21 protein-coding genes, 4 tRNA genes and 1 pseudogene are annotated in these 26,890 nt (G+C 66.0%); 8 read left to right on the top strand and 18 right to left on the bottom strand.

Features of this window, described 5'->3' with window-relative positions:
- Positions 1–9: 9 nt before the first annotated feature.
- Complete coding sequence (locus tag ACLJPD_RS00130) at positions 10–771, bottom strand: pyrimidine reductase family protein (RefSeq protein WP_410869608.1); 762 nt, start codon at positions 769–771, stop codon at positions 10–12.
- Between the two features lie 35 nt (positions 772–806).
- On the opposite strand from ACLJPD_RS00130, the gene zapE reads away from it, so the two are divergent.
- Complete coding sequence (gene zapE / locus ACLJPD_RS00125; protein WP_410869607.1) at positions 807–1,823, top strand: cell division protein ZapE; 1,017 nt, start codon at positions 807–809, stop codon at positions 1,821–1,823.
- 27 nt (positions 1,824–1,850) lie between these two features.
- Here zapE and ACLJPD_RS00120 read toward each other — a convergent pair whose 3' ends face one another.
- Positions 1,851–2,390, bottom strand: coding sequence for a GNAT family N-acetyltransferase (locus ACLJPD_RS00120; protein ID WP_410869606.1), 540 nt, complete (start codon positions 2,388–2,390; stop codon positions 1,851–1,853).
- Positions 2,391–2,486: 96 nt separating this feature from the next.
- Between ACLJPD_RS00120 and ACLJPD_RS00115 the strand changes: the two genes are divergently transcribed.
- Both ACLJPD_RS00115 and ACLJPD_RS00110 read left to right on the top strand, forming a co-directional pair.
- On the top strand, positions 2,487–3,995 hold the full coding sequence (locus tag ACLJPD_RS00115) for a flavin-containing monooxygenase (protein ID WP_410869605.1): 1,509 nt from the start codon (positions 2,487–2,489) through the stop codon (positions 3,993–3,995).
- Positions 3,996–4,059: 64 nt separating this feature from the next.
- Positions 4,060–5,001: a LysR family transcriptional regulator gene (locus ACLJPD_RS00110; RefSeq protein ID WP_410869604.1), complete on the top strand. Its 942-nt coding sequence runs from the start codon at positions 4,060–4,062 to the stop codon at positions 4,999–5,001.
- A 73-nt stretch (positions 5,002–5,074) separates the two neighbouring features.
- On the opposite strand, the gene ACLJPD_RS00105 is transcribed toward ACLJPD_RS00110, so the two are convergent.
- Positions 5,075–7,147 carry a hypothetical protein gene (locus ACLJPD_RS00105; protein WP_410869603.1) on the bottom strand — a complete coding sequence of 691 codons (2,073 nt, stop codon included), beginning with the start codon at positions 7,145–7,147 and terminating at the stop codon, positions 5,075–5,077.
- Positions 7,148–7,534: 387 nt separating this feature from the next.
- Between ACLJPD_RS00105 and ACLJPD_RS00100 the strand changes: the two genes are divergently transcribed.
- Positions 7,535–8,473: a hypothetical protein gene (locus tag ACLJPD_RS00100; RefSeq protein WP_410869602.1), complete on the top strand. Its 939-nt coding sequence runs from the start codon at positions 7,535–7,537 to the stop codon at positions 8,471–8,473.
- Here the strand turns inward: ACLJPD_RS00100 and ACLJPD_RS00095 are convergent.
- The 6 genes from ACLJPD_RS00095 to ACLJPD_RS00070 all read right to left on the bottom strand — a co-directional run bounded on the left by ACLJPD_RS00095 (position 8,439) and on the right by ACLJPD_RS00070 (position 15,200).
- Positions 8,439–9,626, bottom strand: a complete 1,188-nt coding sequence (locus ACLJPD_RS00095) for a hypothetical protein (protein ID WP_410869601.1) — start codon at positions 9,624–9,626, stop codon at positions 8,439–8,441. The two genes, ACLJPD_RS00100 and ACLJPD_RS00095, sit on opposite strands and share 35 nt — an antisense overlap.
- A 52-nt stretch (positions 9,627–9,678) precedes the next feature.
- Positions 9,679–10,752 (bottom strand): phospho-N-acetylmuramoyl-pentapeptide-transferase, encoded by a 1,074-nt coding sequence (gene mraY, locus ACLJPD_RS00090; RefSeq protein WP_410869600.1) that lies wholly within the window; start codon positions 10,750–10,752, stop codon positions 9,679–9,681.
- Between the two features lie 104 nt (positions 10,753–10,856).
- Entirely contained in the window at positions 10,857–11,879 is a 1,023-nt protein-coding gene (locus tag ACLJPD_RS00085; protein ID WP_410869599.1) for a zinc-binding dehydrogenase, read from the bottom strand.
- Positions 11,855–13,423, bottom strand: coding sequence for a phosphonate ABC transporter, permease protein PhnE (gene phnE / locus ACLJPD_RS00080; RefSeq protein ID WP_410869598.1), 1,569 nt, complete (start codon positions 13,421–13,423; stop codon positions 11,855–11,857). The genes ACLJPD_RS00085 and phnE overlap by 25 nt, the downstream gene beginning before the upstream one ends.
- Positions 13,420–14,223 (bottom strand): phosphonate ABC transporter ATP-binding protein, encoded by an 804-nt coding sequence (phnC, locus tag ACLJPD_RS00075; RefSeq protein WP_410869597.1) that lies wholly within the window; start codon positions 14,221–14,223, stop codon positions 13,420–13,422. Before phnC ends, phnE begins: the two co-directional genes overlap by 4 nt.
- A 5-nt stretch (positions 14,224–14,228) precedes the next feature.
- Positions 14,229–15,200: a phosphate/phosphite/phosphonate ABC transporter substrate-binding protein gene (locus tag ACLJPD_RS00070; protein WP_410869596.1), complete on the bottom strand. Its 972-nt coding sequence runs from the start codon at positions 15,198–15,200 to the stop codon at positions 14,229–14,231.
- Positions 15,201–15,308: 108 nt separating this feature from the next.
- Here ACLJPD_RS00070 and ACLJPD_RS00065 point away from each other — a divergent pair, with 108 nt between their 5' ends.
- Positions 15,309–16,040 (top strand): GntR family transcriptional regulator, encoded by a 732-nt coding sequence (locus ACLJPD_RS00065; protein ID WP_410869595.1) that lies wholly within the window; start codon positions 15,309–15,311, stop codon positions 16,038–16,040.
- Between the two features lie 52 nt (positions 16,041–16,092).
- Here ACLJPD_RS00065 and ACLJPD_RS00060 read toward each other — a convergent pair.
- The 3 genes from ACLJPD_RS00060 to ACLJPD_RS00050 form a co-directional block, all read right to left on the bottom strand.
- Positions 16,093–16,167: transfer RNA gene (locus ACLJPD_RS00060), tRNA-Val, on the bottom strand.
- Position 16,168: 1 nt separating this feature from the next.
- Positions 16,169–16,239: transfer RNA gene (locus ACLJPD_RS00055), tRNA-Cys, on the bottom strand.
- A 40-nt stretch (positions 16,240–16,279) separates the two neighbouring features.
- Positions 16,280–16,351: transfer RNA gene (locus ACLJPD_RS00050), tRNA-Gly, on the bottom strand.
- A gap of 404 nt (positions 16,352–16,755) precedes the next feature.
- Here ACLJPD_RS00050 and ACLJPD_RS00045 point away from each other — a divergent pair.
- Positions 16,756–16,827 (top strand) — tRNA-Val (locus tag ACLJPD_RS00045).
- Between the two features lie 600 nt (positions 16,828–17,427).
- Complete coding sequence (locus tag ACLJPD_RS00040; protein ID WP_410869594.1) at positions 17,428–18,462, top strand: hypothetical protein; 1,035 nt, start codon at positions 17,428–17,430, stop codon at positions 18,460–18,462.
- Positions 18,463–18,615: 153 nt separating this feature from the next.
- On the opposite strand, the pseudogene ACLJPD_RS00035 reads toward ACLJPD_RS00040, so the two are convergent.
- From ACLJPD_RS00035 to ACLJPD_RS00010, 6 genes and pseudogenes are all read right to left on the bottom strand, one after another.
- Positions 18,616–19,833: pseudogene (locus tag ACLJPD_RS00035) on the bottom strand (IS110 family transposase).
- A 522-nt stretch (positions 19,834–20,355) separates the two neighbouring features.
- Positions 20,356–20,553, bottom strand: a complete 198-nt coding sequence (locus ACLJPD_RS00030; protein WP_410869593.1) for a ferredoxin — start codon at positions 20,551–20,553, stop codon at positions 20,356–20,358.
- Positions 20,550–21,752, bottom strand: a complete 1,203-nt coding sequence (locus ACLJPD_RS00025; protein WP_410869592.1) for a cytochrome P450 — start codon at positions 21,750–21,752, stop codon at positions 20,550–20,552. Before ACLJPD_RS00025 ends, ACLJPD_RS00030 begins: the two co-directional genes overlap by 4 nt.
- On the bottom strand, positions 21,742–23,310 hold the full coding sequence (locus ACLJPD_RS00020) for a bifunctional 3-(3-hydroxy-phenyl)propionate/3-hydroxycinnamic acid hydroxylase (RefSeq protein ID WP_410869591.1): 1,569 nt from the start codon (positions 23,308–23,310) through the stop codon (positions 21,742–21,744). Before ACLJPD_RS00020 ends, ACLJPD_RS00025 begins: the two co-directional genes overlap by 11 nt.
- Positions 23,300–24,238, bottom strand: a complete 939-nt coding sequence (locus ACLJPD_RS00015) for a fumarylacetoacetate hydrolase family protein (RefSeq protein WP_410869590.1) — start codon at positions 24,236–24,238, stop codon at positions 23,300–23,302. Before ACLJPD_RS00015 ends, ACLJPD_RS00020 begins: the two co-directional genes overlap by 11 nt.
- On the bottom strand, positions 24,235–25,338 hold the full coding sequence (locus tag ACLJPD_RS00010; RefSeq protein ID WP_410871862.1) for a VOC family protein: 1,104 nt from the start codon (positions 25,336–25,338) through the stop codon (positions 24,235–24,237). The genes ACLJPD_RS00015 and ACLJPD_RS00010 overlap by 4 nt, the downstream gene beginning before the upstream one ends.
- A gap of 186 nt (positions 25,339–25,524) precedes the next feature.
- Between ACLJPD_RS00010 and ACLJPD_RS00005 the strand changes: the two genes are divergently transcribed.
- Complete coding sequence (locus tag ACLJPD_RS00005; RefSeq protein WP_410869589.1) at positions 25,525–26,184, top strand: TetR/AcrR family transcriptional regulator; 660 nt, start codon at positions 25,525–25,527, stop codon at positions 26,182–26,184.
- Positions 26,185–26,890: the final 706 nt, after the last annotated feature.

The raw sequence follows: 26,890 nt of genomic DNA, 5'->3' as shown, positions 1-26,890 counted from the left end.
CGCCAGGTTTCATCGACGGGCCCAGCGGGCCAGGACAGTGCCGTCCTCGGCGAGCACCAAGTGCTTGCGCGCCATCGGCAGGTCGAATGTGCTCGCCGACAGTGCGATTCGCCCGCCCGCGCCCCCGACCAGCACCGGGGCGGTGGTCAGGCACAGTTCATCGACCAGGCCGGCCTCGGCCAGCTGCCCGAACAGATGCGGTCCGCCCTCACACAACACCCGGTGCAGACCGCGCTCGGCGAACACCCGGATCAGCGCGGACGCCATGATCGCGACCTCGCCGGCGATCACCACCTGGGCGCCCGCGTCCTCGAGTGCGCTGACCTGCGTCGCGTCCGCGTGCCGGGTGGTGATGATCAGCGGCGGCACCTCGGTGTCGGTGAAGAATTTCGAACCGGGATCGAGCTTGGCGGTGGCCGTGACCACCGCGATCTGCGGCGGGGTGCCGTCGGGGTGGCCACCGATTCCGTGCCGATGGTGGGCGATGCGCCGTTGCGGGTCGGTGTGGGCGCCGCCGTAGTTCTCCGCGCGCACGGTGCCCGCGCCGACGACGATCACGTCGGCCAGTTCGCGCAGGAGGGTGAACACTTTCTTGTCCGACTCGGTGCCCAATCCCTCGGAAACGCCGTCGACGGTGAACGCGCCGTCGATGCTGCTGACGAAGTTCGCCCGCACCCACGGACCGTCCAGATGCCGCGGATAGGCATAGCACCTGGCCAGTGCGTCGGGGTCGAGGTCTGCGAGCTGGGTCACATTGTGGATACGCTGCATAGGGATCGATGCAACCACGTCCGTACCATTCGGACATGCAAGAACGCCTTGTCGATCGCCATCCGGAGGTCCCGGCCGACCAACTCGTCGCGCAGATGGTGCCTCCGCCCATGTTCGACGAGGTCAGCTTCGCCTCCTACATCCCCGACCCCGACGAACCCAGCCAAGCGGCCGCGGTCGCCAAGGCCGAGGCATTCGCAGGCCAGGTGGCGAAGATCCACAAGGCCGCCTCGAAGAAGAGCCTGTTCGGCAAGAAGAAGGCCGTTTCCGGTGCCGGCCTGTATCTCGACGGCGGCTTCGGTGTCGGCAAGACCCACCTGCTCGCCTCGATCTTCCACAGCTCCCCGGCGCCCAAGTCGTTCGGCACCTTCGGCGAGATCACCAACCTGGTCGGCGCGCTGGGCTTCAACAACGCCGTCGAACGGCTCTCGGCCAACAGCGTGCTGTGCATCGACGAGTTCGAACTCGACGATCCGGGCGACACGATGCTGGTCTCGCGACTGCTCACCGAGCTGTCGGCCCGCGGGGTCTCCATCGTGGCGACGTCGAACACCCTGCCCGGCCAGCTGGGCGAAGGTCGGTTCGCGGCCTCGGATTTCCTGCGCGAGATCAAGAAGCTCGGCTCGATCTTCGATCCGGTCCGCGTCGACGGACCCGACTACCGGCACCGCGACCTGCCGCCCGCTCCCGAACCCACGTCGACCGAGCTGCTCGGCGAGCGCGCCGCGGCCATCCCGGGGTCCACGCTCGACGAGTTCGACGTGCTGCTGAAGCACCTGAGCACGCTGCACCCGTCCAAGTACGGTGCGCTGATCCAGGGCGTGGCGTCGGTGTTTATCGCCGATGTGCACACCGTGACCGATCAGGCTGTCGCGCTGCGCGTGGTCGTGCTGGCCGACCGCCTCTACGACGCCAGCATCCCGGTGACGGTCTCGGGCGTGAAGCTCGACGAGATCTTCTCGAAGGAGATGCTCGACGGCGGTTACCGCAAGAAGTACCTGCGCGCGATCTCGCGCCTGCTGGCCCTGTCCCGCTTCGAAGCAGCTGTGTAATCAGCGGCTGGTGCCGCAGTGGAGCGTCTAGAGAGCGCGTTCGAAGACGAAATCGGAGTGCAGTTGGCTGCCGACCATGAAGGTCTTGGTGCCCACCTGGCGAAAACCGTGCTTGGCGTAGAACTTCTGCGCGCGCTCGTTGGCCTGGTTGACCCCTAGCCACACAGTCTCGGCGCCCGAGTTGCGCGCGGTGTCGACCGTGGCCTCCATCAGCGCCGCGGCGACGCCGCTGCCGTGGTGTCCGGGCAGCACATACATCTTGCTCAACTCGACCACCGCACCCTCGCTCACCTGCGCGGCGACGTCGGGGTCGTTCGGCCTGCCCGCGACGAGCATGGCGTAGCCGACGATCTCGTCGCCCTCGACGGCCTTGAGTACGGTCCTGGCCGGGTCGGACAGGTATTCGCCGAAGCGTTCGCCCGAGAGCATCTGCGCGAGGAAGATCTCGATATCACCCGCGGTGGCCTCGGGCGGGCAGGCGAGCGGGAACGTCGCGGCGGCGACATCGCTGAGCGCCTCGGCGTCCCAGAGTCCGGCCCGGTCGACGACGACGGAACTGTTGGTCATCCATCCAGTACAGCACGGGTCGTCCTGGCTGCCGAGTGACTGTGGGCCGTCCAGCGCGGTGGCACCTTACCTATATGTCCGAGTAGTCTCCTGCGCATGACGAGCGGTAGCCGCATCGGGATCGTCGGTGCGGGAGTGGCGGGTTTGGCCTGCGCGAAGGTATTGAGTCAGGCGGGGTTCCCGGTCGAGGTCTTCGACCGAGCCCCCGACGTCGGCGGTGTGTGGAGTGCCACCCGCCGGTATCCGGGACTTCGCGCGCAGAACAGCAAGTCCACGTACGCCTTCAGCGATCACCCGATGCCCGAGGATTTCCCCCGCTGGCCCGACGGCCAGCAGATGCAGGCCTACCTGGCCGGATACGTGCAGGAGTTCGGCCTCGGCCCGCACCTGCGCCTTGGCACCGAGGTGGTGGCGGCCGACCCGGTCGACAGCGGCTGGCTGCTCGAGATCCGCGACGAGCGGGGCGGGCACCGCACCACCTGCGATCACCTGATCGTCGCCAACGGTGTCTACAGCGATCCGGTGCTGCCGAATCTGCCCGGCGCCGCGGCCTTCCGGGCCGCGGGCGGGCGACTGTGCCACGTCTCGGAGTTCCACGATGTCGAGCAGGCGCGCGACCGCTCGGTGGTCGTGCTCGGCTACGGCAAGTCCGCGTGCGATGTGGCCGAGGCCGTCAGCCATATCGCCGACGAGACCACCGTGGTGGCGCGCAGACTCACCTGGAAGATGCCGCGCAAACTCGGCCTCGGCGCCGACTACGAGCGCCTGCTGCTCACCCGCGCGGGGGAGGCGCACTTCCCCTCCCGCTTCCCGCACCGCGCCGAACGACTACTCGACAGCCTCGCGCTGCGGCAAACGAACATGGACCTGCTGCAGGAGCGGGTCACGCGCAAGCTGCGGCTGCGTGAGCTCGACCTGGTGCCGACGGGCCCGATCTCCGAGATCGGCACCAGCAGCGCGAGCCTGGCCACCGAAGGCTTCACCGAGCAGGTCGAGGCGGGCCGGATCGGTGTGCACCGCGACACCGAGATCACCGAACTGATCGGTGGCCGACACGGACCCGCGGTGCGCTTGGCCGACGGCAGCCTGAAACTGGCCGAGATCGTCCTGTGCGCCACCGGATACCGCCAAGAAGTCCCGTTCCTCACCCCGTTCGTGCGGCGTGCCCTCACCGACGAGGTGAGCGACTTCCGGCTCTACCGCCACATCCTGCCGGTGGAGGTCCCGAACCTGAGTTTCGCCGGCTACAACAGCTCCAATGTGAGTGCTCTCAGCGCCGAGGTGAGTGCGCACTGGATCGCCGGGCTGCTCACGGGCAGGTTCGTGCCGCCGATGGCCGAGCTGATGAACAACGAGATCGATGCGCGCCTGGAGTGGTCGCGGCTGCGCAGCGACGGCAACCACGCGCACGGCGCTTCGGTGGTCCCGTTCTCGCTGTCCAATATCGACGAGATGCTCGACGATCTCGGCACGCCGCTGCCGTTCATGTCCCGGCTGGCACAGTGGGTGCGACCCGTTCGACCCTCGTCCTACCGCGGGGTGCTGCGCAATCGCGCGGTGGCCGTTCCCGTCGCGCCCACACCGGCGCCCGTAGCGGAGCGGTAGCCGACACGCCGGATCGCCGTCGGCTTCGCTTGGCGGCGATCGGTGCGTTGGTGATAATCCTCGCGTGGACGCGCTGGATCTGAACCTACTGCTCGCTCTCGACGCGCTGCTCGACACCAACAGCGTGACCGAGGCGGCCCGGCGACTACACACCTCGACTTCGGCGATGAGCCGCACCCTCACCCGGCTGCGCGAGGTGCTCGGCGATCCGCTGCTCGTGCGCTCCGGCAGACAGATGGTGCCGACGCCACGGGCCCTCGAGCTACGCCACGATGTGGCGAGCCTGGTCGATCAGGGACGATCGCTGCTCACCGCCCGTGACGGACACGGTGCCAGCAGGCATCGCGATTTCGTTGTCCGCGTGGGTGATTCGGTGGGCGCGCGGCTGTCCGGACCGCTGCTGGCCGCGGTGCACGCACAGCTGCCTGGGGTCACGTTGCGATTGCTGGCCGCCGATGCCGCCGACGGCGCGGTGGCCCTGCGCGACGGCCGGGTCGACGTCGAAGTCGGCATGATCGGCCAGACCGATCCGGAAACGGTGGTCAAGCGCCTGTTCACCGACCGTTGGATCGGCGTCGCCGCCGCCGACCACCCGTTCGCCGCCGACCGCCCCACCGTCGCCGCCTACGCCTCGGCCCGCCACCTCGAGGTTTCTCCCACCGGTCGCACGCACGGCCCGATCGACGACCGCCTGGCCCTACACGGCCGCACCCGCCGCGTGGTGGCCACCGTCGCCGACCTGCCGACAGCGCTCCTCACCCTCGACTCGACCGAATTGGTCTGCCCCGCACCGGAACTGCTGTCCCGATCCGCACGCACCGCACTCGGCCTGGCGATGTTCGAGATCCCGCTGCCACTACCCGCCCCCGTCGTCGCCATGGCGTGGCATCCGCGCAACACCGCCGACTCGGGTCATCGCGCCCTGCGCGACCTCATCGGCGCCGTCTTGCACGAACCGAAACCGGACGTGGACCCGGGCTTCGTCCCGCTCGCTACGCCCGCCTGACGGGCGCCGCCTTGCACGCGCGTCGCCGCGCCTTGCCCGAGATCGCGCAGGCCGCGGTGCTCGCCGGTCCGGTCTACCCGAGGTCCGGCGTCGGTGGGCCGAAGACGTCGCGGCGGCCCGGCGGGAGGCCTGCCGAGCGCTTCAGCTCGTCGAGCATGGCCTGCAGCTTGTCGACGTGGGCGCGTTCGATGTCGAAGGCACGGTAGGTGCCGGTCACCGTGATGCCGGCCGAGTCGGTGGCGGTGGGCGGAATCGGGTCGGCGACAGGGCGTTCGAGGGGATCGGGCGAGCTCGTCGACGATTCACGTCCGGTCGGCAAGCCGAGGGTCGGCGGATCGTAGTCCGCGGCCGGGCGGTCCTGGTCGGTGCGCGCTGCGTGGGTGGTGAGCGGCGCGTGGTCGGTCAGGCCGACGGGGTCGAGCAGCCTGCCGATGTTCGCCGATCGGTCGGCGCTCGACAGGTCCGGGTAGGCAGGGCTGTCGCTGGAGCCGTTGACGTGCGACGGGCCGACGGTGCGCGTCGGATCCGGGGTCGGCTGGGTGGTGATCTCGGTCGGCGGGGTGAGCCGTGCGGGCGGACCGGAGACAGTCTGCGACTCGGGGATTTCACCGGTGCTCATGCGGTCACGGGGGGTGAAATCGTCGAAGAGGGACTCGGCGCGGCGCGCGGAGTCGGTGGTGAAGCCGTTGCGGGCGTGCCCGTTTCGGTCCGGTGTCGGCGGTGCCGGATCCTCGGAGAAGGACCAGTGGATCCCGTTGGCGGTGTTGCCTACGGGATGCGCGTCCACCGACGTGTCGGGACGAGGTTGGAATTCACCTGTGGGCGTAGGGGTTTCGTTGCGTAGAGGAGCGGCCTCGAAGGAGTGTGATTCGAATCCGTTGATCGGCTTGCCATTCGGGGTGGACGGCCCGCCCGTGAATCCCGAGGACGGGTGGCCGTTTGCGGTGTGCGCCGACGGGAGCCGTGCGGCACCGTTCCCGATGCTGGAGGGCTCTTCCGGCGACGCAACGCTGAGCCTGGCGCCGCCGGTGGCCGAGCTCTCCGTCGGCTTCTTGACCGGACGGGCCCGCTCGATCACGGCATCCGGGCTGGTTTCCGCCGTCAGGGGATCTCTGATGCGCGCCGGGGTCGGCGTCGACTGTTCCTCGACTGGAACATGCTTCATCGCACCGGAATCGGGCCCGAACCCGTTGAACCCACCTTCACGCACGACGGCGCTGAGCTCCGCACTCCCCGGCAGGGTCGTGCCGGCCGCTGCCGAGGCCGTGGTGCTGTCCAGACCTGACGTGGGCGCGCGGTCCTCGGAGTGCGCCGCGGCGGCGTGCTTCGTCGATGTCTGCGCCGTGGTTCCCGATGCGTGGTCGCCGACAGGTGCCGTCAGCACTGTTCCGATCACCGCGGGCACCGGTGTGCCGTTGCGCGGGGTCGCGATGTCGTCGGCCACCCCGCGCACGATGCCGTTGGTCCCGCTCGGCGATGACGGGTTGCCTGCCGAGGCGGCCGCGACCCGCTCACCGGACCCGGCGCCGGTACCTGTCGCGCCGAGCCGAGCGGGCGCGGGTCGCCGGTGTTCGCTACCGGCGGCCACGGCGAACGAATCGGTGTCGAACGAGACCGGTTGGCCGAAGGGCGTCGCCGCGTCGGCCGCGGCGGTGCGCGGGATCGGCGTCGCGGCCAGCGCGGTGGGATCGCCGAGATGGTCGGTGGTCGGCCGGGCGGGGGAGTTGCGGCGTTCCAGCGGCGGGCGGGAACCGTCGTCGTCGCGGTTCTGGTGCGCCGGTAAAGGATCGGGGCCCGATAGATGGTCGTCTGGTCCGTCGGCGGCGCGTTCGGCCGCCTCCGCGGCTTCACGGACCTCGCGGCGGCTGCGCGTGCCGCGGGCCGGGCCGGAATCGGACTCACCGCCGTTGTCGAGGGCGTCCAGGCGCGAGCTCAGCCGTGAAATGTCCTGTGACGCACAGAATGCCCAGGATTCGAGCCGCCTGATCCTGGTCTGGTCGGGCAGATCCTCGTCGACCGGGAAGGTTGGCACGTCGAGCTGGACCCGCGCGGCGACGATATCGAGCTTGTCGCTGACTTCACGCAGCGCCGCGGCGATACTCGCCAGCATCGACCCGATGGATTCGTCGTGCTCAGCGTGGTTCATGCACACCCTACTTCCCGTGGTCGCCCGAGCGTGCCCGCCTCGGCCGCAGCGATCATATCCACCGGGGCAACAGCACGTGTTGTCGCGACCGCTTGCGCGACGCGCCGAACTGATTCGCAATCAGGATGAAACGGACAGGCAACAGGCCGGGTCTGTGTATCGAAATGATCAAGATATAGGCGGCATTGTGCGACGTTGGCACAATGAAATGGCTTGATATACAAGCAGAGTCGCCGATGTGATGTCTATCACCGATTGGTGACGCACCCGAACGCGGGTCAAGGGGGCTGGCGCCTTTTCGGTGGCTGCGGGAACCTGATGGAGGACGTGCGCGTGCGCCTGCGGCAGGTTCGATGGTGAGGGAGTGATGGTGTGAGGACGCAGCGGTTGAGCGAGACACAGGTGGCGTGTGGTCGCCGAGCGCTGCTCGACGAGCTGGGGATTTCCGAGGGCAGCCGCCGCGCCGTCACCGAACGCACCGGGTACGGCTGCGGGTGCCCCGACTGCGCTGCGAAGCAATGGAATACGCAGCGTCTCGAACACTGGATCTGCGGCAGACTCACGGCGGCGGGCGCCGACGAGGCCCAGGTCGACGCGCGAATCGAAGATATCCCCGTCGACATCTACTGGCGCCGCGGCGACCGGCGCTGCGTGGTCGAGGTGCGCAGCGGCCCGCTCGACATCACCGCGGCCCGCGCACACCGGAAACGCTTGCAGGCCGCCGGAATCGACGATGTGCTGTGGGTGTGCCCGCAGGGTTACTGGGTCCCGCTGGTCCCCGCGGTCGGCGTCGCCGATTTCGAGCCCGCGGCCGCCGACTACCGCATCGACCAGGGCATGCTCGCCGCGGGTGACACCGGTTTCGCCGCCCCGGTGCGCGCCGGCACTGAGTTGCGCGATCTTCTCGCGGGCTGGGTGACCGGTGAAATCCATTGGGGGCACGCGGATCTCACAACAGGAGGGTGGGCCGACGTGGGCACCTGGGAACGGCACACCGCGGCACAGGCCGCGATGATCGAGCATCAGCGCACCGAGTTGCGTGATCAGCGAGTGCAGCTGGCGGTCTCACGCCAGGCCGTCCGCGCCAAGCAGCGGCTGGTCGGCCGTCTGCACAATCGGATCGATCGGGCCGGAGTGATCGCCGACGCCGAAGCCATCACGATGGCCGGGTTGCGCAGTGAGCTCGTCGCCCAGCAGCGCATCGCGGCGAGCCTGCGCGCGAGCCTCGGGCGGATGGATCGCACCCTGGATCAGTACCAGTGGCTCACCTGCTGCGCGATGCTGTTGGTTCTCACGGTGATGGTCGGCGCGATGGTGATGCGCTGAGCCGCATCGGCATCCGGTCCCACTGCCAGTCGTTGCGTAGGACGAGACCGGCCAGGTCGAGTAGGTCCAGGCCGGTCTCCGCGCTCACTGCAGCCAGTGCGAGCCGATCGTAGGGGCCCTGTTCCAGGTCGGTGGCCAGGCGTTGCTCGATCGAGGTGTCGACCGTGCGGGCCGCGAGCTGGGGCGGGCCGAGCGCGCTGCCGGTCCAGGCGAGCCAGCCCCAGCCGTGCTCGTGCGCGTAGGTGCGGCCGAGTTCGGTCTGGACCCGATTGTGGTGGAAGGCGATGCGGCCCAACGGGACCACGTCGATGAGCACTATCCGACCGTCGGTGAGCTGCGCGGCGACCGCCGGATAATGCACCTGCTCCTCGTCTCCGAACCGGTACGTCAGCGCGGTCGGTTCTTCCTGGAACGCGGCCACCGCCGGGTCGGCGTCGAGGGTTCGCAGCAGCCGGGCCGCCATGGCCGAGTCGTAGGCCACGTCGCGGCCCGCCTTCGCCAAGTAGAACCGTCCGCGGCCGTCGTCGTCACCGTCGGCCACGCGCGCCGATTCGGTGGGCAGCGGGGCGGGGGACCCGGTCGACCACTCGACGTCATCGAGCAGCAGCGCGTCGGCGCCGCCCTCGGGCACATGCAGTTTGGCCAGAATGCTGGCAGTCTTCTTCTGCCACCCCAGGATTCGCTGCATCACATAGCCCGCGACCCGTTTGGCGTCGCCCGGCTCGTGGCCCGCCAACCGCAGCTTCAGGTACGACCATTCCATGGCCACCAGGTCGGTGTCGGTCGCGTAGGTCTCGACCAGGAGCATGCGCACCAGGCGCAGATCACCCGCCTCGACCGGATAGCGGTGCGCGAACACCCGCGCCGACCGGTGTCCCGAGCGAGCGGCTTCGCGCACGATCCGCCCGACCGCCTTGGCGTAGAGCTGGCGGACCCGGTCGCGGGCCAGGTCGTAGCGGGCGCCGATCCGGGTGAGGGTTTCCGGGCGCTGCCCGCCGATCCCGAGGCGCAACGCGACGATCCGCGCGTCGCGGGCCGCGCGTTCGGCATGGTCGGTGATCAGTTCGCCGACCAGCTCATCGAGCTCCTCGAGTTCGAACGAGACGTCGGCGGCGATATCGTGACCCGGTTGGACGACGATCTCGGCACTCACAGCGGCGACCTCCCTGGCTCGGTCGGGTCAGCGTAGCCGCAGACTCCGACAACTAGAGCGAGGTCATGTACTCGCCGTAGAACAGGCACAGTCCGGTCGCCGACGCGATCCCGGCCAGCACCCAGAACCGGATGATCACCGCCGTCTCGGGCCAGTTGTTCAGTTCGAAGTGATGATGGAACGGTGCCATCCGGAACAGCCGGGTATGGGTGGTGCGGAACACCACGATCTGCAGCACCACCGACATGACCTCGGCGACGAACAGCGCCCCGATCACCACCGCGAGCAGTTCGGTGCGGCTGGTGATCGACAGCCCGGCCAGCAACCCGCCCAGCCCGAGCGAACCGGTATCGCCCATGAAGATCTTGGCGGGCGCCGCGTTCCACCACAGGAAACCGATGCACGCCGCCGCGCCCGCGGCACTGACCATCGCCAGGTCGAGTGGGTCGCGCACCGTGTAGCAGCCCCGTCCCGGGCTGATCTCGCACGAGTTGTCGTACTGCCACAGCGTGATCACCACGTACGCGCCGAGCGTGAGGCTCATCGAACCCGCCGCCAGCCCGTCGAGGCCGTCGGTGATGTTCACCGCGTTCGACCACGCCACCACCAGCAACACGATGAACGCGATGAAGAACAGCGACGCGAAGGTGATGGTGTGGATGTCGCGGACATAGGACAGGTTGCGACCGGCGGGCGTGAGCCCGGTGGCGCCGGGGAAGCGCAGCACCAGCACGGCGAACACCACGGCGGCCGCGATCTGCCCGAGATACTTGCCCGCCGCGGTCAACCCGAGATTGCGATGCTTGCGCAGCTTGATCGAGTCGTCGAGGAAGCCGACCACGCCCAGCGCCGAGGCCAGCAGCAGCACCAGCACCCCGGACGCGCTCGGCCCCGGCGCGTCCCACAGCAGCCCGATCAGATGCGACCCCAGATACCCGGCCCACACCCCGGCCCCGATCGCCAACCCACCCATGGTCGGCGTCCCACGCTTGGCCTGATGGCTGGCGGGCCCGTCGATCCGGATCTCCTGCCCGAACCCGCGCCGCGCGAAAATCCGGATCAAGACCGGCGTGAGCGTAATGGTGACGACCAGGGCGATCCCCGCCGACAACAGGATCTGCCTCACTGGATCGCCCTCCATGCCGCCGGCCCCGCACCGGACCAGCCCGCCGATACCGTGTGCCGATACTAGGGGAGCACACTCGGGAACCGTACCGAGAGTGAGCTGGGTTACAAACGTGGGGCCACGGCGGTACGCAAAATCCCGGTCGGCGGCCGGCGCAGCGCGGCGCCGAGCTGTGCGAGTGGGACCGGCTCGGCGACGACCTCGTCCCACGGATACCTGCGTACCGTGCGGTCGAGGAAGTCGACGGCTCGATGCAGATGCCGCGGTTCGTAGTTGTGCACGCCGGTGATGGTCAGCCAGCGGCGGACCAGGGTCTCCGGGTCGACCGGCAGCGGCGGCCCCGGGGTGACCGAGCCTGCCAGAACGAGGACACCACCGACGTCGAGCCGCGCGAGGGCGGCGTCGATGGCGGTCACCGACCCGGTGTAGTCGATGGCGATATCCACCGGATCGGTGTCGGTGGTCATGGCGCCGAACCGTGGGGCCATGACCAGCCGTTCGGGATCGATGTCGACCGCTTGGACGTCCGCACCGGCCTCGTCGCACGCGGCGACGGCGGTGAGGCCGAGCATGCCCGCTCCGGCGACGAGGACGCGGCGGCCCCGCAGATCGCCCGCGGCCTCGATCGTGGCCATGACGGTCGCGGTGGCGCACGCGGCAGGCGCGGCCACTGAATCCGGAAGGCCTTGGGGCACAACGGCTGTCGTCGTGCCTCGGGGCAACACGATGTGCTCGGCGTAAGCGCCCGACAGCGGCCAGTCGCCCTGGAAGGACTCATGGCCGACCTTGCGGACCGAACTGCACTTGGCGGTGCGCCCCGACCGGCAGCGCGCGCAGTCCCCGCACGCGACGGTGACCGACCAGATGACGCGCTGCCCGACCGCCGCGGGCGACCCGGCGCCGACAGCGACGACATCCCCTACGGCTTCGTGGCCGAGGATCGACGGGCACGCGCCGGACCGACGGCCGGTGACGGTGTGCAGATCGCTGCCGCACACCGTCGCCAGCCGGACCCGCACGAGGGTCTCGCCGTCGGCGAGCTCGGGAATCGCGACCGGGCGCAGGTCGATGTCCGAGCCGCCGACCCAGATCGCGGCGGTGGTCACACGAGTCGAGACCGGATCCATCCGGACAACCTTTCGATGGCGTAGACGATCACGAAGATGACGATCACGATGGCGCCCGCGACGTCGAAGTTCAGCGTGCGGATGGATTCGAACAGCAGGAATCCGATGCCACCCGCCCCGACGATGCCGAGAATCGTCGAGGTACGCACATTGACGTCGAGCAGGTACAGCCCGGAACCGACGATCGCGGGCATCGACTGTGGCAGTACCGCGGCGAACAGCACCTTCCACCAGCCACCGCCGATCGAGCGCACCGCTTCCATCGGCCCCGGCTCGATCTCCTCGATCGCGTCGGCGACGAGCTTGGCGAGGAAACCGATGGACCCGATGGCCAACGCGCAGGTACCGGCCACCGGCCCCAGCCCCAGCGCGGCGACGAAGACCACGGCCAGGATGAGTTCGGGCACGGCGCGCACCACCAGCACCCAGGCGCGCGCGACCCAGTACACCGCGGCATTCGGCGCCACATTGCGTGCGGCGAGAATGCCGACGGGCAGCGAGAACACCACGCCGATCGCGGTGGCCACGACACCGATCGCGACCGTCTGGGCGGCGGCCTCGAACAGATCGGCCCCCAGTGCGCCGAAGTCCGGCGGAATCATCCGTCCGAAGATCTCGACCGAGGGCCCGATCCAGGTGAACAGCGACACCGGGTTCAGGTCGAGGACAACGAACGCGGCGACAGTCGTGCCGATCAGCAGCCCGCTGAAGCCGAACCGGACCGCCCGGTCGCGGCGCGGACCGGTGTGCGTCGGATCGAGCAGCATGCGCCGGATCGCGATCGACAGCAGTTCCATCGCGGTGATGACGACCAGGATCACCCCGACGATCCCGAGCGCCCGCGGATAGATCAGCCCACGCAGCGCGTCCTGCAACGCGAAGCCGATGCCACCCGCACCGACGAACCCGAGCACCACCGACATCCGCAGATTGATGTCGATCCGATAGACGAAGGTGCCGATCCACGCCGGAACCACCTGCGGAACAACAGCATTGAGCATTTCCCGGAAATAGCCGACACCGGTGCTGCGCACGGCTTCGCGTGGCCCGAGATCGGAGCCCTCGATCGCGTCGGCGAACAGTTTGCCGAGCATGCCGATCGAGTGCAGCGCGAGCGCGAGAATGCCGGGCAGCACGCCGATGCCGAGCGCGCGCACGAACAGCACGGCGAACAGCAGGTCGGGCATGGCGCGGCAGAAGGTGATGATCGCGCGGGCCACTGCGTAGAGGGCGGGGTGCGGGCTGGTGTTGCGCGCGGCCAGGAATGCCAGCGGAACCGACGCGATCGCGGCGAGCACCGTGCCGAGAACGGCCATGAGCAGCGTCTGCATTGCCAGGTCGGCGATCCGCGCCGGATTGTCGAGCCGCGGCGGCAGCATCCGTTCCAGCAGCGCCACCACGTCGTCGGCACCGTCGAGCAGGGCGGCGGGTGCGAAGTCGATGAACCAGGCCGAAAGAAGGGTCGCGGCGAGAAAGGCCAGGGCCACCAGGTGCAGCAGGTCGGGTCGTGGCCGGATCGGCGGCTTGTCGAGCGTCGTGATCATGACGGTTCCACGGCGGCGGGATCGACGCGTTGATAGATGGCCATCGCGTCGTCGCGGGTCATCCCGACCGCGGGCCGGTCGAGCACCTTCTGGCCGTTGCGCAGGCCGACGATGCGGTGCGCCCAGCCGAGCGCGAGGTCGACCTGGTGCAGCGTGCACACCACCGTCAGCTTCTCCTCGATACAGACCCGGAACAGCAGATCCATGACGATGGCGGCGTTTTCGGGGTCAAGCGACGCGACCGGTTCGTCGGCGAGTACCAGTCCGGGTTTCTGCATCAGCGTGCGCGCGATGGCGACACGCTGCTGCTGCCCGCCCGAGAGTGTGTCGGCGCGCCGTTCGGCGAGGTCGGCCAGCCCGACCCGGTCCAGATGGGCGCGTGCTTCGGCGCGCATCGTCGCCGGATAGGTCAGCGTGCCGTAGCGCGGCAGACGTAATTGGGCCAGGCCACCGATGAGCACGTTCTCCACACAACTCAGTCGGCCGACCAGATTGAAGTCCTGGAACACGAAGCCGACATTGCGGCGCAACGCCCGCAGCTGCGACTTGGAAGCCTGGTCGACGCGCGTGCCGCCGACCTCCACGGTGCCCGAACTCACTGGTTGCAGCCCGTTGAGGCACCGGAGCAGGGTGGATTTGCCGGACCCGGACAGGCCGAGCAGAACGAGCATTTCGCTGCGGCGCACGTCGAGCGAGACATCGTCGAGAGCCAGGGTGCTCCCGAATCGCTTGGTGACATCGCGCGCGTCGATGACGAGATCGTCGCCTGCGACGACCCGGCCGGGTTCGGCAGTGGTCACGATGCTCAGCCCTTGCACTTCTCGGAGCCGGTCACCGTGCAGACCTTGCGGACACCGGCGAAGTCGTCGTCGGTGACGGGGACGAAGCCCCATGCCCGCTCGTCGGTGATGCGGCAGGCGTCGCCGGTGCAGTAGCCCGCGCTCTCCAGGCTCGGGACGTTCACCTTGTCGACGAACAGCGCCTTCAGCTTGTCGACGGCCGCGGTACCCAGTGCATTGCTGGCGGCGAAGACCGATCCGGCGATCATCTCCGACTTCCACACCGTCTTGAGCTCGCCTGCCTTCAGGTCGCCCTTGTCGATCATGGTCTTGTCGACCATGGTGTCGAAGGCGAACCCGGCGTCGCAGTCACCGTGGGCGATGGCCAGTGCCGAGGAGTCGTGCCCGCCCGCGAAGATCGGCGACATGCCAGCCGAGATGTCCGCCTCCGCACCGGATTTGATGACCCCGGCCTCGATCAGCCCCGCTGTCGGATACAGGAAACCCGAGGTCGAACTGGGATCGACGAAGCACACCTTCTTGCCCGCGAAGTCCTTCAGCCCGGTGATCGAACTCGCGTCCGAGCGAGCCAGCCCGTAGGACTGATAACCGGGCTTGGCGCCCTTGGCCTTGATGACCGCGCCCACCGGGGTGATATCGGCGCCGTTGACACCGGCCACCACATAGGCGAACGGTCCGAAGAACGCGAGGTCAACATTGCCGGCGATCATGCCTTCGACCACACCCGCGTAGTCGGAGGCCTGGACGAACTCGACTTTCGAGCCGGTCTCCTTCTCCAGCACCTTGATCAGCGGCTCGTAACTGGCCTTGAGGTCGGTGGAGTTCTCGGCTGGGATCGCCGCCAGGGTCAGGGTTTCGGGGAATCCCTGCGCGGTCACCGCGTCGGAATCGGAGCCCGAACATCCTGAGAGGGCGAGCGAGAGCGTGGCGGTGACCGTCGCGGCGATCAGGGCGGGACGGCGCATGCGAATCTTCATGGCAGTGACGGTGATCCTTGGTCTATACCAAGGCGTGCATGCCGGGGAAGCGGCAGGTAAACAACAATCGACTTCTTGGTCTAGACCACGGTTTGATACGCTCGAGCGATGACCGCACCCGCCGAACCCCGAGTGCTCAAACACCAAGTCGTCCGGGCTCGACTGGACCGGATGCTCGATGACATGCAGGTGGGCGACCCTTTTCCCGCCGAGCGTGAGATCGCCGAGAAGTACGACGTCGCTCGCGAAACCGTGCGCCAGGCGTTGCGCGAACTGTTGCTGGCAGGCCGGGTCGAACGCCGTGGCCGCACCACGATCGTCGCGCGACCCAAGATCTCGCAGCCGCTCGCGATGGGCTCCTACACCGAGGCGGTCAAGTCCCAAGGCTTGAGCGCCGGGCGCATCCTGGTCGGCTGGACCGACCTGACCGCGGACGAATCGCTGGCCGCCACCCTGGAAGTCGAGATCGGCGCACCGATCATCCAACTCGAGCGCGTACTGACCACCGACGGTGCGCGAGTGGGCCTCGAGACCACCCGGCTCCCCGCCGACCGCTACCCCGGCCTGGCCGAGACCTTCGACTACCGCGACTCGCTGTACGCCGAAATCCGCAGCCGCGGAATCAGCTTCGAGCGCACCGTCGACACGATCGAGACCGCGCTACCCGACGCCCGCGAGTCGGCCTTGCTCACCGTCGACACCCGAACCCCGATGTTCCTGCTGAACCGCGTCTCCTACGACCAGAACAACATCCCCATCGAACAACGCCGGTCCCTGTACCGCGGCGACCGGATGACCTTCACAGCGATCATGCACGCCGACCAGCATCCGCCGACCTAACCGCCACGCAAACAAGTCCGGCCCCCTCGAAAGGGGGCCGGACTCGGTACGGTGGTGCGCGATACTGGGATTGAACCAGTGACCTCTTCCGTGTCAGGGAAGCGCTCTCCCGCTGAGCTAATCGCGCGAGGTGGAGACGGGAATCGAACCCGTGTGCACGGCTTTGCAGGCCGTTGCCTCACCACTCGGCCACTCCACCGTACAAAGGAGGATGGGGCTAGTGCCTTACCTACCTCTCGAGCGGATGACGAGATTCGAACTCGCGACCCTCACCTTGGCAAGGTGATGCGCTACCACTGCGCCACATCCGCATTTACTTCACACTGAGGGGAGCGGCTCAGCCTGGCGGCTTCGCTGCTCTCTGCGGTGCGATGAGAACATTAGCCGACGTGCGAGGCAGACTACAAATCGCCTGGTAGATCACCCTAAATGTGAATTACAAGCATGTCGCCCACGTCCCTGGGCCGATCCCAGCCGTTCGCCGTCAATCACATCATGGAAGGTAGATATGCGCATCTATCGATAATTCCGACCGGCGGCACCGCAAAGGACATCGATCGCCCGCTCGCGCCCACACGCGCGCGAGCGCGGCCCAGAGTCAACCCACCCCATCGCCCTAACCCCCCGTTCACAAGGCGATTTGGTGTCATCCCAACCCTCCGTGCTAATGTTCCATCTCGTTCGAGCGGCTCAAATCCCGCCCGACACACCACCCGGTCCCATAGCTCAGCGGGAGAGCGTCCGCCTCACACGCGGAAGGTCGCTGGTTCGAAACCAGCTGGGACCACCGAATCCCCTCGACATAACACCTGGTCGGGGGGATTTCTCGTGTGATACCCCCGGGGTGCATGTCATCGTGATTGACCACTGTTGGCCGCCGCGATCCGGGGCTAAGGGCACGCGTGGGGCACGGGTTCCCTAGGGCTCGCGGTTATGAGTAGTGATCGCAGTCGGTGTGCAGCGGTGGCGTGTAAGTACACCACCTGGCCAGGACCGAGCCGGTGACCGTTCGGACAGTAGCGGGGAGCCGGTTCCGTCCAGCGCCCATTGCGCAGGAAGGGCCGGATCGATTCGCACATAGGTTCGATTATTGCTCGACCTGCTGCGAGGGTGCGATCGGGCCCCGGATCGACGCACCTTGCATCCGATCCGGGGCGAGCCTGCCCGTGCTGCGAATCGACCAAATCTCTTTGCGACTTGCGAGATCTCTTGGGAGACTTGCGCAACCGTACAGCCGCATCCACGAACGGAGCCAGTCATGAAGTCCGTCTTGCCAGAATGGTATCGACCGGACGACGACGAAATCGCCGACTTTGTGCCACTGTATGTGGATTTTTGTGCAAGAAGAGTTCTGAGTTGATCGCCTGACCGCAGCAAGATTTTTGGAATGGATTGGACTGGAATGGCGCACCCCTCACTCGCTACCTTCCCGATGAAGATCGAAATAGACTCGACCATTAGTAAGGTGATCTTTAGTCAATCTGATTCCGGTAAATTTGAACTCCACGGGATGGCGGGAGTCACGAAGGAAACACAAGAGCCTGTATTTATTGTGGCGACCGAACTGCCGACCAGTCGGCAACCGCCTCGCAGCAAACAGGAGCAGGAGACGGGCGACGTTAAAGCCTTTTTGACAGCGGGGGGCGTGCCGTCTTTCGAGGTCGTCCCCGGCCCGCATAAAAATGACCCACCCGACTGTCTCGTCGACGTAGGGGATCGTCGATACGCCATAGAAACCGCCCAACTTCTCCTCCCTGCACGGAAGGGGAAGCCCAATGCTGTGGGCCGATGGAAACTTTTTGAGCAACTCCGGGATCAACTGTTCCGACAATCAGGGCGGCTCCAGTCACGCCTTCGCCAGCATCGCGGATACATGGTAACGGTTTGGTTCAACATGGAGGACGAGAACCGTCTCCCTCCTCGGACTCGAGAGATCGACCAGATGATTGACCATTTGAAAGCCGTCCGCCCACCTGGCAAGGACCTCGTTGCTCCGTCCTACGTGGCTCGGCTACCCAATACCATTCCACCGAACACTGTCATGAACCAAAATGACAGCAAAAGCGTTGGTTGCACATGGGCAGCTTTGCCTCCGGGCGTCCAAAGCGGCCTCCAGCGAGCAATAGGTTTCGACCTCGCGCTCGCCTACTTTGAGACCTACACCCAGTCGATGCTGCGCGCTGAACTGGTAAGGATCATCGACCAGCATGACGATCCGCGGTCCGACATTTTAGTCCTCACCGTTGGGGCTGATACGCGGGAAGGGATATATTTCCCTTCCACCAGGCTATTCGCTGATGCAGTCTTCGATGACCCGGACCCACTCAACGGCTGGGTCCCCCAGCACCTCCCTTTAGTTGCGATTCATGATGCTAGAAGGGGCCTGGTCAGGTGGATCCACGGCGACACACCATTTGCGTGACGATGGCTCAATAGAAATTGCCCGGTGACGACCGCAAGGACTGCCAGAATTTCTCCTGGCCCTGTTCGGGGTTGGGTTGCGCAAGCAGGGCTGGCTCACCGGCTGCGATACGTCCTACTGTTCACGCGCAGAGACATCCCAGCTTTTAAATTGTCAAGCCGCGACCGGCTCGTGGTATTCATGCGCGGCCCAGGCGGTCGCCTCGTCGTAGAATGTCCTGGATTTCAGGCAGCCGTGAAGTATGCCGACGAGCCAGTTGGCGACATGTCGTAGCGCGGCACTGTGGTTGAGGCCCCGGCCGCGTTGCTTGTCGTAGTAGGGCGCGGGCGCCCGGTGATGCCTTCAGCGCGCAGAATGCCTGTGTGAGTAGCGCATCGACGAGGCGGTCTTGGTGCACGAACCGGGCCACCACGACCTTCGACTTCCCCGTCGCGCGGGTGATCGGAGAGGTCGCGGCATAGTTCTTGCGGGATTTCGCGCTCGTGTAGCGGGTGTGGTCGTCTCCGAATTCGGCGAGCACCCGGGCCCCGAGGATCTGTCCGAGCCCCGGCTGGGACAAGATGATCTCAGCGTCCGGGTGCCGGAAAAAAATGGGCCTCGACCTCGCCATGCAAGGCCTTGAACAGCGCATATAGAGTGATCAGCACCGCGATCGTGGCCGGGGTCCCAGCCGCGTATGCGGCCGCGATCACCGGTTCCCGGCCCAGCTGCTCAGCACGCAGGACCGCCTGTATCCCCGCAGCTTTCTCATCGCGGTCTCCACGGCGACCGGCGCGTTTGAGCGCGGCATCTGGTTGAGCGACAACCGGGACGCGGTCTGCGGGTCTGGTGCCTTGCCGAGCAGTTCCTAGGCCTCGGGGGCATCGGGATCGGGGAACGCCTCGATCGCGGCCGGGAAATACTCCCGCAGAGCGTGTTTGAGTGTGGCGGGTGCGTTCCCAGATCATCGTCTTGTGGATCCGGGCGACCCCTTGCACCGCTTGCGCGTCAGGTGTGTCGCCGGCCACGGGTCGCAGTTGGTGAGCATCGGTGCGGACCATATCAGCTAAGACATGGGCATCGGCGGCATCGGATTTCGCGCCCGATACCCTGCGGCGTTCCCGGAACCGTGCTGCTTGCAGCGGGTTCACCGCGTAGACGGTGTAACCGGCCGCGATCAGCGCCGCAACCCCACGGGCCACGATCGGTTTCTATGCCGATCCTGACCTCGGTGTCCTCGTCGTCGCTGAGGTGTTCGCCGATCATTGTGTGCAGGCGGGTGATCCCGGCGATTTTTTCGGGTAGGTGGGCTTTGGCCAACCGTTTGCCGGACTCATCCATCAGTTCGACATCGTGATGATCCGATGCCCAATCGTCTCCGACCGGCAGCACCACAAGCTCCCGTTCGTCGTTGTTGGACAACCAGTTCCGGCAGCGTGCGGGAGAAACGTCGGCGACCTAATGAATCAGTGCTCACACCACGGCGGGCGGGCACGACATCCCATCAGCGATCCTCTCCTCCCGGCCAACCGGCTGGGGCACGATCTCTGCTCAGGACTCGAAGTCCGGGCTCAATGTGTGCTCACCCGCCGGTCACTACCGATAGCGAGTCTGCCTGAACAGTCGACCGAGTGGACCCGCTGCAACTCATTAGGCAATCTCCATCCCGAGAAACCCCGCGCCGACGACGATTACCGCCGACGCCGCTTCCGAAGAGGAGCGCAACGACCGCGCGTCTCGAAGGGTTCGGAGGATCTCGGTGATATCGAGATCGGACAGGTTCCGACCGAATGCGTCGGAGCCGGGCGAGTTGAGGACATGCTCCCACCTTCGAAGGCAAGTGCACGGAGTTCACCCGCGGCGTGCAACCTGCTATCGACTCGCCAATGACTGCGATCGGTCCAGCGCTACCGTTCATTGCACCTCTCGGAGTGCCGCGACCGGGCAGGCACCGATCGCCGACCGTGCCGCCATGGCCTCGCCCTCCGGGATTTTCCGGTTGTCGTAGGCGAAATGCAATTCGCCGTCGTCGTCGAGACTGAAAACGTCGGGTGCGGCTGCCTCGCACTGGCCGTGCCCTTCACAGCGTTCCCAATTCACATCGATCTTCATGCTGCTGTCCCGTCTGCTCGAACGAGCTCGAGGGGGAGGTGCTCGAGCCTGTGAATGATGTTGTTGACAGTCCACTTCGGCTCGCCGGCCAACTCGATGCGGTCGACGCGACCGGCTAACGCACGAAGAATCGAAGTGGTTTCGAGTCGTGCCAACCCCTGGCCGGCGCAACCGTGCACACCCGATCCGAAGCCGAGTTGGCGGGCCGCATCACGGGTGATGTCGAACGAATCGGGTCGTTCCCATTCGGCCGGGTCGCGGTTGGCGGAGGCGTAGATCACCAGTACGCGGCTCCCTCTCGAGATCTTCACTCCACCGACGTCGGCATCGCGCGCGGCCGTGCGCGTGAACGCGCGCAATGGCGACTCCACCCGGACAACTTCGTTGACGGCGTTTGGGATCAGGTCCGGGTCGGACCGCACGGCCTGCCACTGTTCGGGGTACTGCGAGAAAAGGTAGAGCGCGCTCGAGATCGCGCCGATGGTCGTGTCCAACGATGGCGCGAGATAGTCGATCATGAGCGCCGGACATGACTTGTTGTCGATCTTGCCCTCATCGGCGGCTTGGAAGACATCACGGCTCATGCTGCCGTCGAGGGCTGATCGATGGCGCGCGACACGATGAGCGAAGGCCAGCATCTCGGCGGTTGCCTTTGTCGCGCCGACGGAGTGTCTGTTGATCGGCCCCATCGAGTCGAACGTCGCACCGGCCCAGCGCAGCAATTCGTCGCGCCCGTCGGCCGGCCAGCCGATGAGATCCGGTACAACCGACAGGGGTAGTGCGGTAGCGAGGTCACCGACCCCGTCGACACGGGTCTTCTTCACCGCCCTGTCCACCACATCTTCGGCGAAGTGCTCGACAGTATCGGTCATCTTTCGCAACGCCTTCGGCGTCAGCCGGTGCGCGAGAACGGACCGCTTGGTGGCGTGCTCTGCCCCGTCGCTGTTCAGGGTGGTTCCCCTGCCGAGGCGATTGGCAATGGGGTTCAGTGACACGCCTTTGCCTGAGATGAAGGTCTCGTCGTCCAGAAGGACAGCCTTGCAATCGGCATATCGGGAGATCGCGTAGACACGATGGCGCTGCAGCCATACCACCGGTCCCGCTGTGCGCAAGGCCTCGTAGTGCGGATAGGGGTCGAGTATTGCTGTAGTGCTGTAAAGGTTCTTGTGATACCGAGGGATCGAGATGTCAACCGGCATGGGAACTCCTGAGCGAGGAACCGCTGGATAGGGCGGGGCAGCTCGGCATGCGAGTGTGCAGCGACGGCACCGATCGTCCGGCTGCCATCACGGTTCTGTCCGGACGCACGATCGCAGCGGTCGCGCGACCGCGTCGCAGCCAGTTGCCGACTTCGGATGTCGCTGGTACTTCCAATACCACGGCACCACGTCGGTCGACCTCCGCACGTTGTTCACGCGTGAGCGGGGTCACCGAGACGAAGAGAAACCGCCCTGCTGCGAGGTCATCGACACGCATTCCGCCTTCGACAACGCTGTTCGGACACAGTGAGCCGGCCAGATCGCGCGGCAGCATCGCCTTGCGGAAAACAAGCATCGACCGCGACAGGCGCGGGGTGGCGCTGTCGGTCACCTTGGACCTGATGATCGGAATGTAGCCGAGGATCGGCGCTACTCGCTCGCGGAACATGACACTGACCGCTGCTTCACTCGTCATCGCCCATCCGATGGCGACGGCCAGTTCGATCATCGATGTCGCGTGCGGTTTACGCTCGGATTGATAGGTGTCGAGCGCGACGTCGGGCAGCGCTCCGCTCATGACTGCGACCAGTTTCCAGACCAGGTTCTCGGCGTCACGAAGGCCCGCACCCAGGCCCTGCCCGATGAACGGTGGGGTGAGATGTGCGGCGTCACCGAGCAGAAAGACTTTGCGGTCACGCCATCTGTCGACCACTTGGGCACGAAAAATGTATTCGGTGGTCCGGATCAGGGACAGTTCGGGATCTTTCACGTTGCGCAGCCACGGTGACACGAGCGGCACGATGGCGTCGAGCGTGGCGAACTCGTCCGCGGATTCGCCGTCTCGAAGGCGGAACTCCCACCGGTAGCGCGATGCCCCGATGCGCATGTATGTCGCAGCCCGTTCGGCGTCGCACACCTGGTGAACGCCCTCCCACTGCCCGAGATCGGCGTCGGTCGCGATGTCGACCACCAGCCACCGCTGTTCGAAACCCAGGTCGCGCATTCTCGAACCGATCGCAGCACGCACGACGCTGTTGGCGCCGTCGCATCCGAGTACGTAACTCGCTGTGACGAACCCTCTTTCACCCGTCCGAACGTCGCGGTAGCTCACGCGTGCGCGATCGCGCACGGTCGCCACATCGAGGACTTCACACCCACCGCGCATCTGTGCGACGTCCGAGGATGCCAGCCTGGTCCGCATGATGCGCTCGAGATCCGGCTGGTCGAACATGTTGGACTGCGGAAATCCGTTCGGCAGACGGTCGGAGTCGCGATCGAACTGCGCGAGGGTGGCGATGGTGCGGTCGACCAAGCGAAGGCCCCGGCCGGGCCGGGAAATTCTCGCGAACTCGTCGGTGAGTCCGAGATCTCCCAGAATGCGGTGCACCTCGTCGTCGAGATGTACCGCCCTCGGCTGCGGGTACACATCGTCCCAGCGATCGATGATCAGACATTCGATGCCGTACTGCGCCAACAGCAAAGCGGCAGTCATGCCGGTCGGGCCCGACCCGACGATCACGACCGGGTAGTGCTCGATCCCGTCTTGATCAGTGCCCATACCGCACCGTCGTACGCTGAATTCCGAGGTCGAGCGCGCCGTCCGGTGTCGAGATGGTCAGCTCCACTACGTCGCCGTCTCGCAGGTACCGCGGATTCGCTGTCTGCTTGTTGAAGAAGATCTTCCACTTGAGCGCGGCCGGTATCAACGACCCGATGATCTCGATGGGCTTTGCAGGTGCCTTCAAGGCCGTTCCGCCGGGGGTGCCCGTCAGCAGCAGGTCGCCTGCATCCATGCGTTGAAATCCGGTGAGGACGCGCAGGGTTTCGAGTGGGCGATAGATCATGTCCGCCACCGTGCTGTTCTGCCGCACTTCGCCGTTGACACGCAGCGTCAAACAGAGGTCGGAGAATCTGTCGAAGTCGCCGGGCTCGAGCAGTAGCAACACCGGGCCCGCTGGTGTGAACGTCGGATACGACTTGCCTTCGTAGAACTGGGTTTTGGGCAGTTGTACGTCGCGTGCGGACACGTCGTTGGTGATGACCAAACCTGCGATGAAGTCACCGATGTTCGAGTCATCGAGTTCGGTGCCCACGGGCAGTGTCGCGCCGAAGACAAGTCCGATCTCGATCTCGTAGTCGAGCAGCTTCACATGCGCCGGTTTGACGATGTCGTCCTCGGGTCCGCTGATGGATCCGGACGATTTGCGAAAGAACGTCAGCGGAACGGTCTTCGGGTTCATGCCCGAATCCGTGACGTGGGAGACGTAGTTGGTCATCTGAGCGACGATGCGGCATGGGGCGGTCACCGGTGAGAGGAGTGCCAAGGTGTCCACCGGCCTGGTGTGGGTGCCGCTGCGCGCTGCGTCGACCGCGGTCCTATCGGCCAGGAGTTCGCCTGTGGTGGTCGCGCCGGTGTCGACTCGGACGGCGCCGCCCGCGGTCTGTACCCACCACGCGTCGGCGGTACGCAGAACGGAAATGCTCATGTGTTGGCTACTTTCAGCAGGCCCCGCAAACGCTGGGCGTCGAATTCGTTGTCTTCGCGGAGCGAGGAGAAGATGGACCTGAGTTCTTGCAGGGATTGGCGGCCGGGTGCGATGCCGAGGAAGTCTCTGGTCGCTGGGGGACCCCACTGTGCGAGGCCCGACGCTGTCATCGGTGCCCAACCCGGTTCCAGAGAGCTGTCGAACATGTCACCATCGCTGAAGTGTTCGACGAGGAAGCCGTCGGGATCGCGCCAGTAGTCGAAGATTTGACTGCCCTGGATATGGCGCCCGATTCCCCAGGAACGGCGATAACCGCGGTCGGCCAAGAACTCGCCACCGGCCGCAAGCGCATCGAGGTCGCGAACCTGGTACGCCGAATGCACATACCGGTCGGTGGGGCCGAGCGTCATGGCGAGGGTGTGATGATCGGTGGGGGTGTCGCCGCGGTCGCAGCGGATGAAGCTCATCACCGGTCCGCGTTGCCGCTGGCCGTCGTAATACAAGAAGTCGCTGACGATCAGCCCGAGATGGCCCAGGTACCAGTTCAGGTTCTCGAGGTAGCGGGTGCGTGAGAGAACGACATGGCCGAGCCGCTCGATGCGGGCGGGCTCGCGTGGGGGTCGCTGCGTCGCGTTGACTCGGGCATGCGGCCTGCCGAAGTTGAGCGTGTGGGTATGTTGCCCGGGTAGCTGGGGCAGTTGGTGCGTGCCGGCCACGACGCGCACGGGCTGGCCACCTCGGTCGTGCAAGGTGACGCCGATTCCGCCGATGCTCTCGTGCAGCCGTTTCACCCGATGGCCGGTCACTTTGCCGAGCTTGACCACGTCGGACTCGTCGGCGGCGAGGAACGCGGCGCTGACGAAGCGGGTGCGGGTTCCCCTTCTGATGATCACGCACGGTGTGCCGACCTGCGTGCCGCGCAGGTGGATTTCCTCCGACGTACGGTAAGCGACCGAGAACCCGAAAGCCTGCGCGAAGGCTTCGGCCTTCATCAGATCGGGCTTGCAGAACTCGAGCCAAGCAAGGTCGTGGACCTTGATGATCGGATTTTTGGCGCGGCCCGGATGCTCGCCGGGCAGGGCTCCCTGATTCGCATGCATGCCGCGATGTGCGTCGCCGTCGGTATGTACCTCTGACACGACGACTCCCTTGTGCTCGACTTCACTGCTGAGGATATCGTCACACATGACTTTGAGATCAGTCAACAGTGCTGATGAATTCGTCAGATTTGAAGGGCGATAAGATCGCGGCAATCGAACACCACCGTGAGAAGGCGACCCAAGAAGATGCCCGCTGCAGTGAACCGGCTCGAACGTCGCAAAGCTCGTACACGCTCGGCGCTGATCGCGGCCGGGCAACGCTTCATCGCCGAGGGAAAGCTCAATGTGCCGATCTTGGAGATAACCCAGGCGGCGGATGTGGGGATGGGTTCGTTCTACAACCACTTCGACAGCAAGGAAGAGCTGTTCGTCGCAGCTGTCGACAGCGCGTTGGAGTCGTTGGGCGACTACCTCGACTCGCTCGGTACCGAACTCGATGATCCGGCTGAGATCTTTGCGCAGTCCTTCCGAATAGTCGGCCGATTGTTTCGGCTGCAGCCTGAACTCAGCCGCGTTCTGATCCACTCCGGAACATCGCTCATCGAGTCCGGACATGGCCTCGCTCCGCGTGCTGCACGAGACGTTGCCGCCGCGGTGAACGAGGGTCGCTTCGTGGTCGAAGACATCGATCTGGCGATGGCACTCGTCTCCGGTTCACTCTTCGGTCTCGGGCGTCTGCTGCTGCAACAACCCGATCGTGACGGCGCCCAGACTGTGGACGAGATGACCATCGGAGTCTTGGTCGCTCTGGGACTTCCGCGTGGTGAAGCACAGGCGCTCTGCAGCAAGCCCGTGCCGTTGGATGCTGGGACTTCGGTCGACATCGCCGACGCCGGTTCTGACTGAAACCTGCTCGCCCGCAAGTGATATCGGGACCTCGTGGCTCGCGTGTGTCTCGAAATGGACATCACCGGGCGCTACTTCGAGCGATACCCACCGATCTCCCCGTCAGGACACTGTTCGTCGGTGTCGCCGGGCTTACCGCCTACAGTGCCGATCGAGTCCGGGGTCCGCTGGTAGTTCCGGCTCCGCCGGCGGCGATACCAGGCTGGCCGTCCCAGGGCCCGGAGAACAGTCCAGTCCGGGACAAGGCGGTCCAGCTCCTCGTCGCCGACCACGACTCCTACCGATGGGCTGCGGCCACGGTGGTGGGTGGGTCGTCGTTCAGGCGAGTGCGAGGAGCAGTTCATCATGTTTGACTATTTCGTCAGAACTATTGACTGAGGTATAGATCACATGTGACTATATCGTCAACAACTGGCAGTGGGGCGTAACGGACGAGCTTCTCAATCCACGCGACCAACAGGACCCTCGGTCACCGATCTCGTCGAGCTGCCGCTCGGGTCGGCGCGCGTGCCCTGAGGTTGCACATCGCCCAGGCTGGGTCCGCATCTGCGGCAACACGTCCTGCCGAAGAGAGGACCTCTAGGCCGTGTCTCCCAATCGAGTTGCCGGTTCTCGCCCGATAGATCGTCGGGTCGGGCATCATGTTCGCCGTGGCGGAGACTGTCGGTGATCGGCACCAGGTTCTGACGGACAACCAGTGGGAACT

Origin of the sequence: Nocardia sp. A7, from assembly GCF_046549215.1 — a bacterium.
Lineage (GTDB): Bacteria > Actinomycetota > Actinomycetes > Mycobacteriales > Mycobacteriaceae > Nocardia.
The sequence above is the reverse complement of the archived record's forward strand: the minus strand, read 5'-3'. Positions and strand labels throughout refer to the sequence as shown.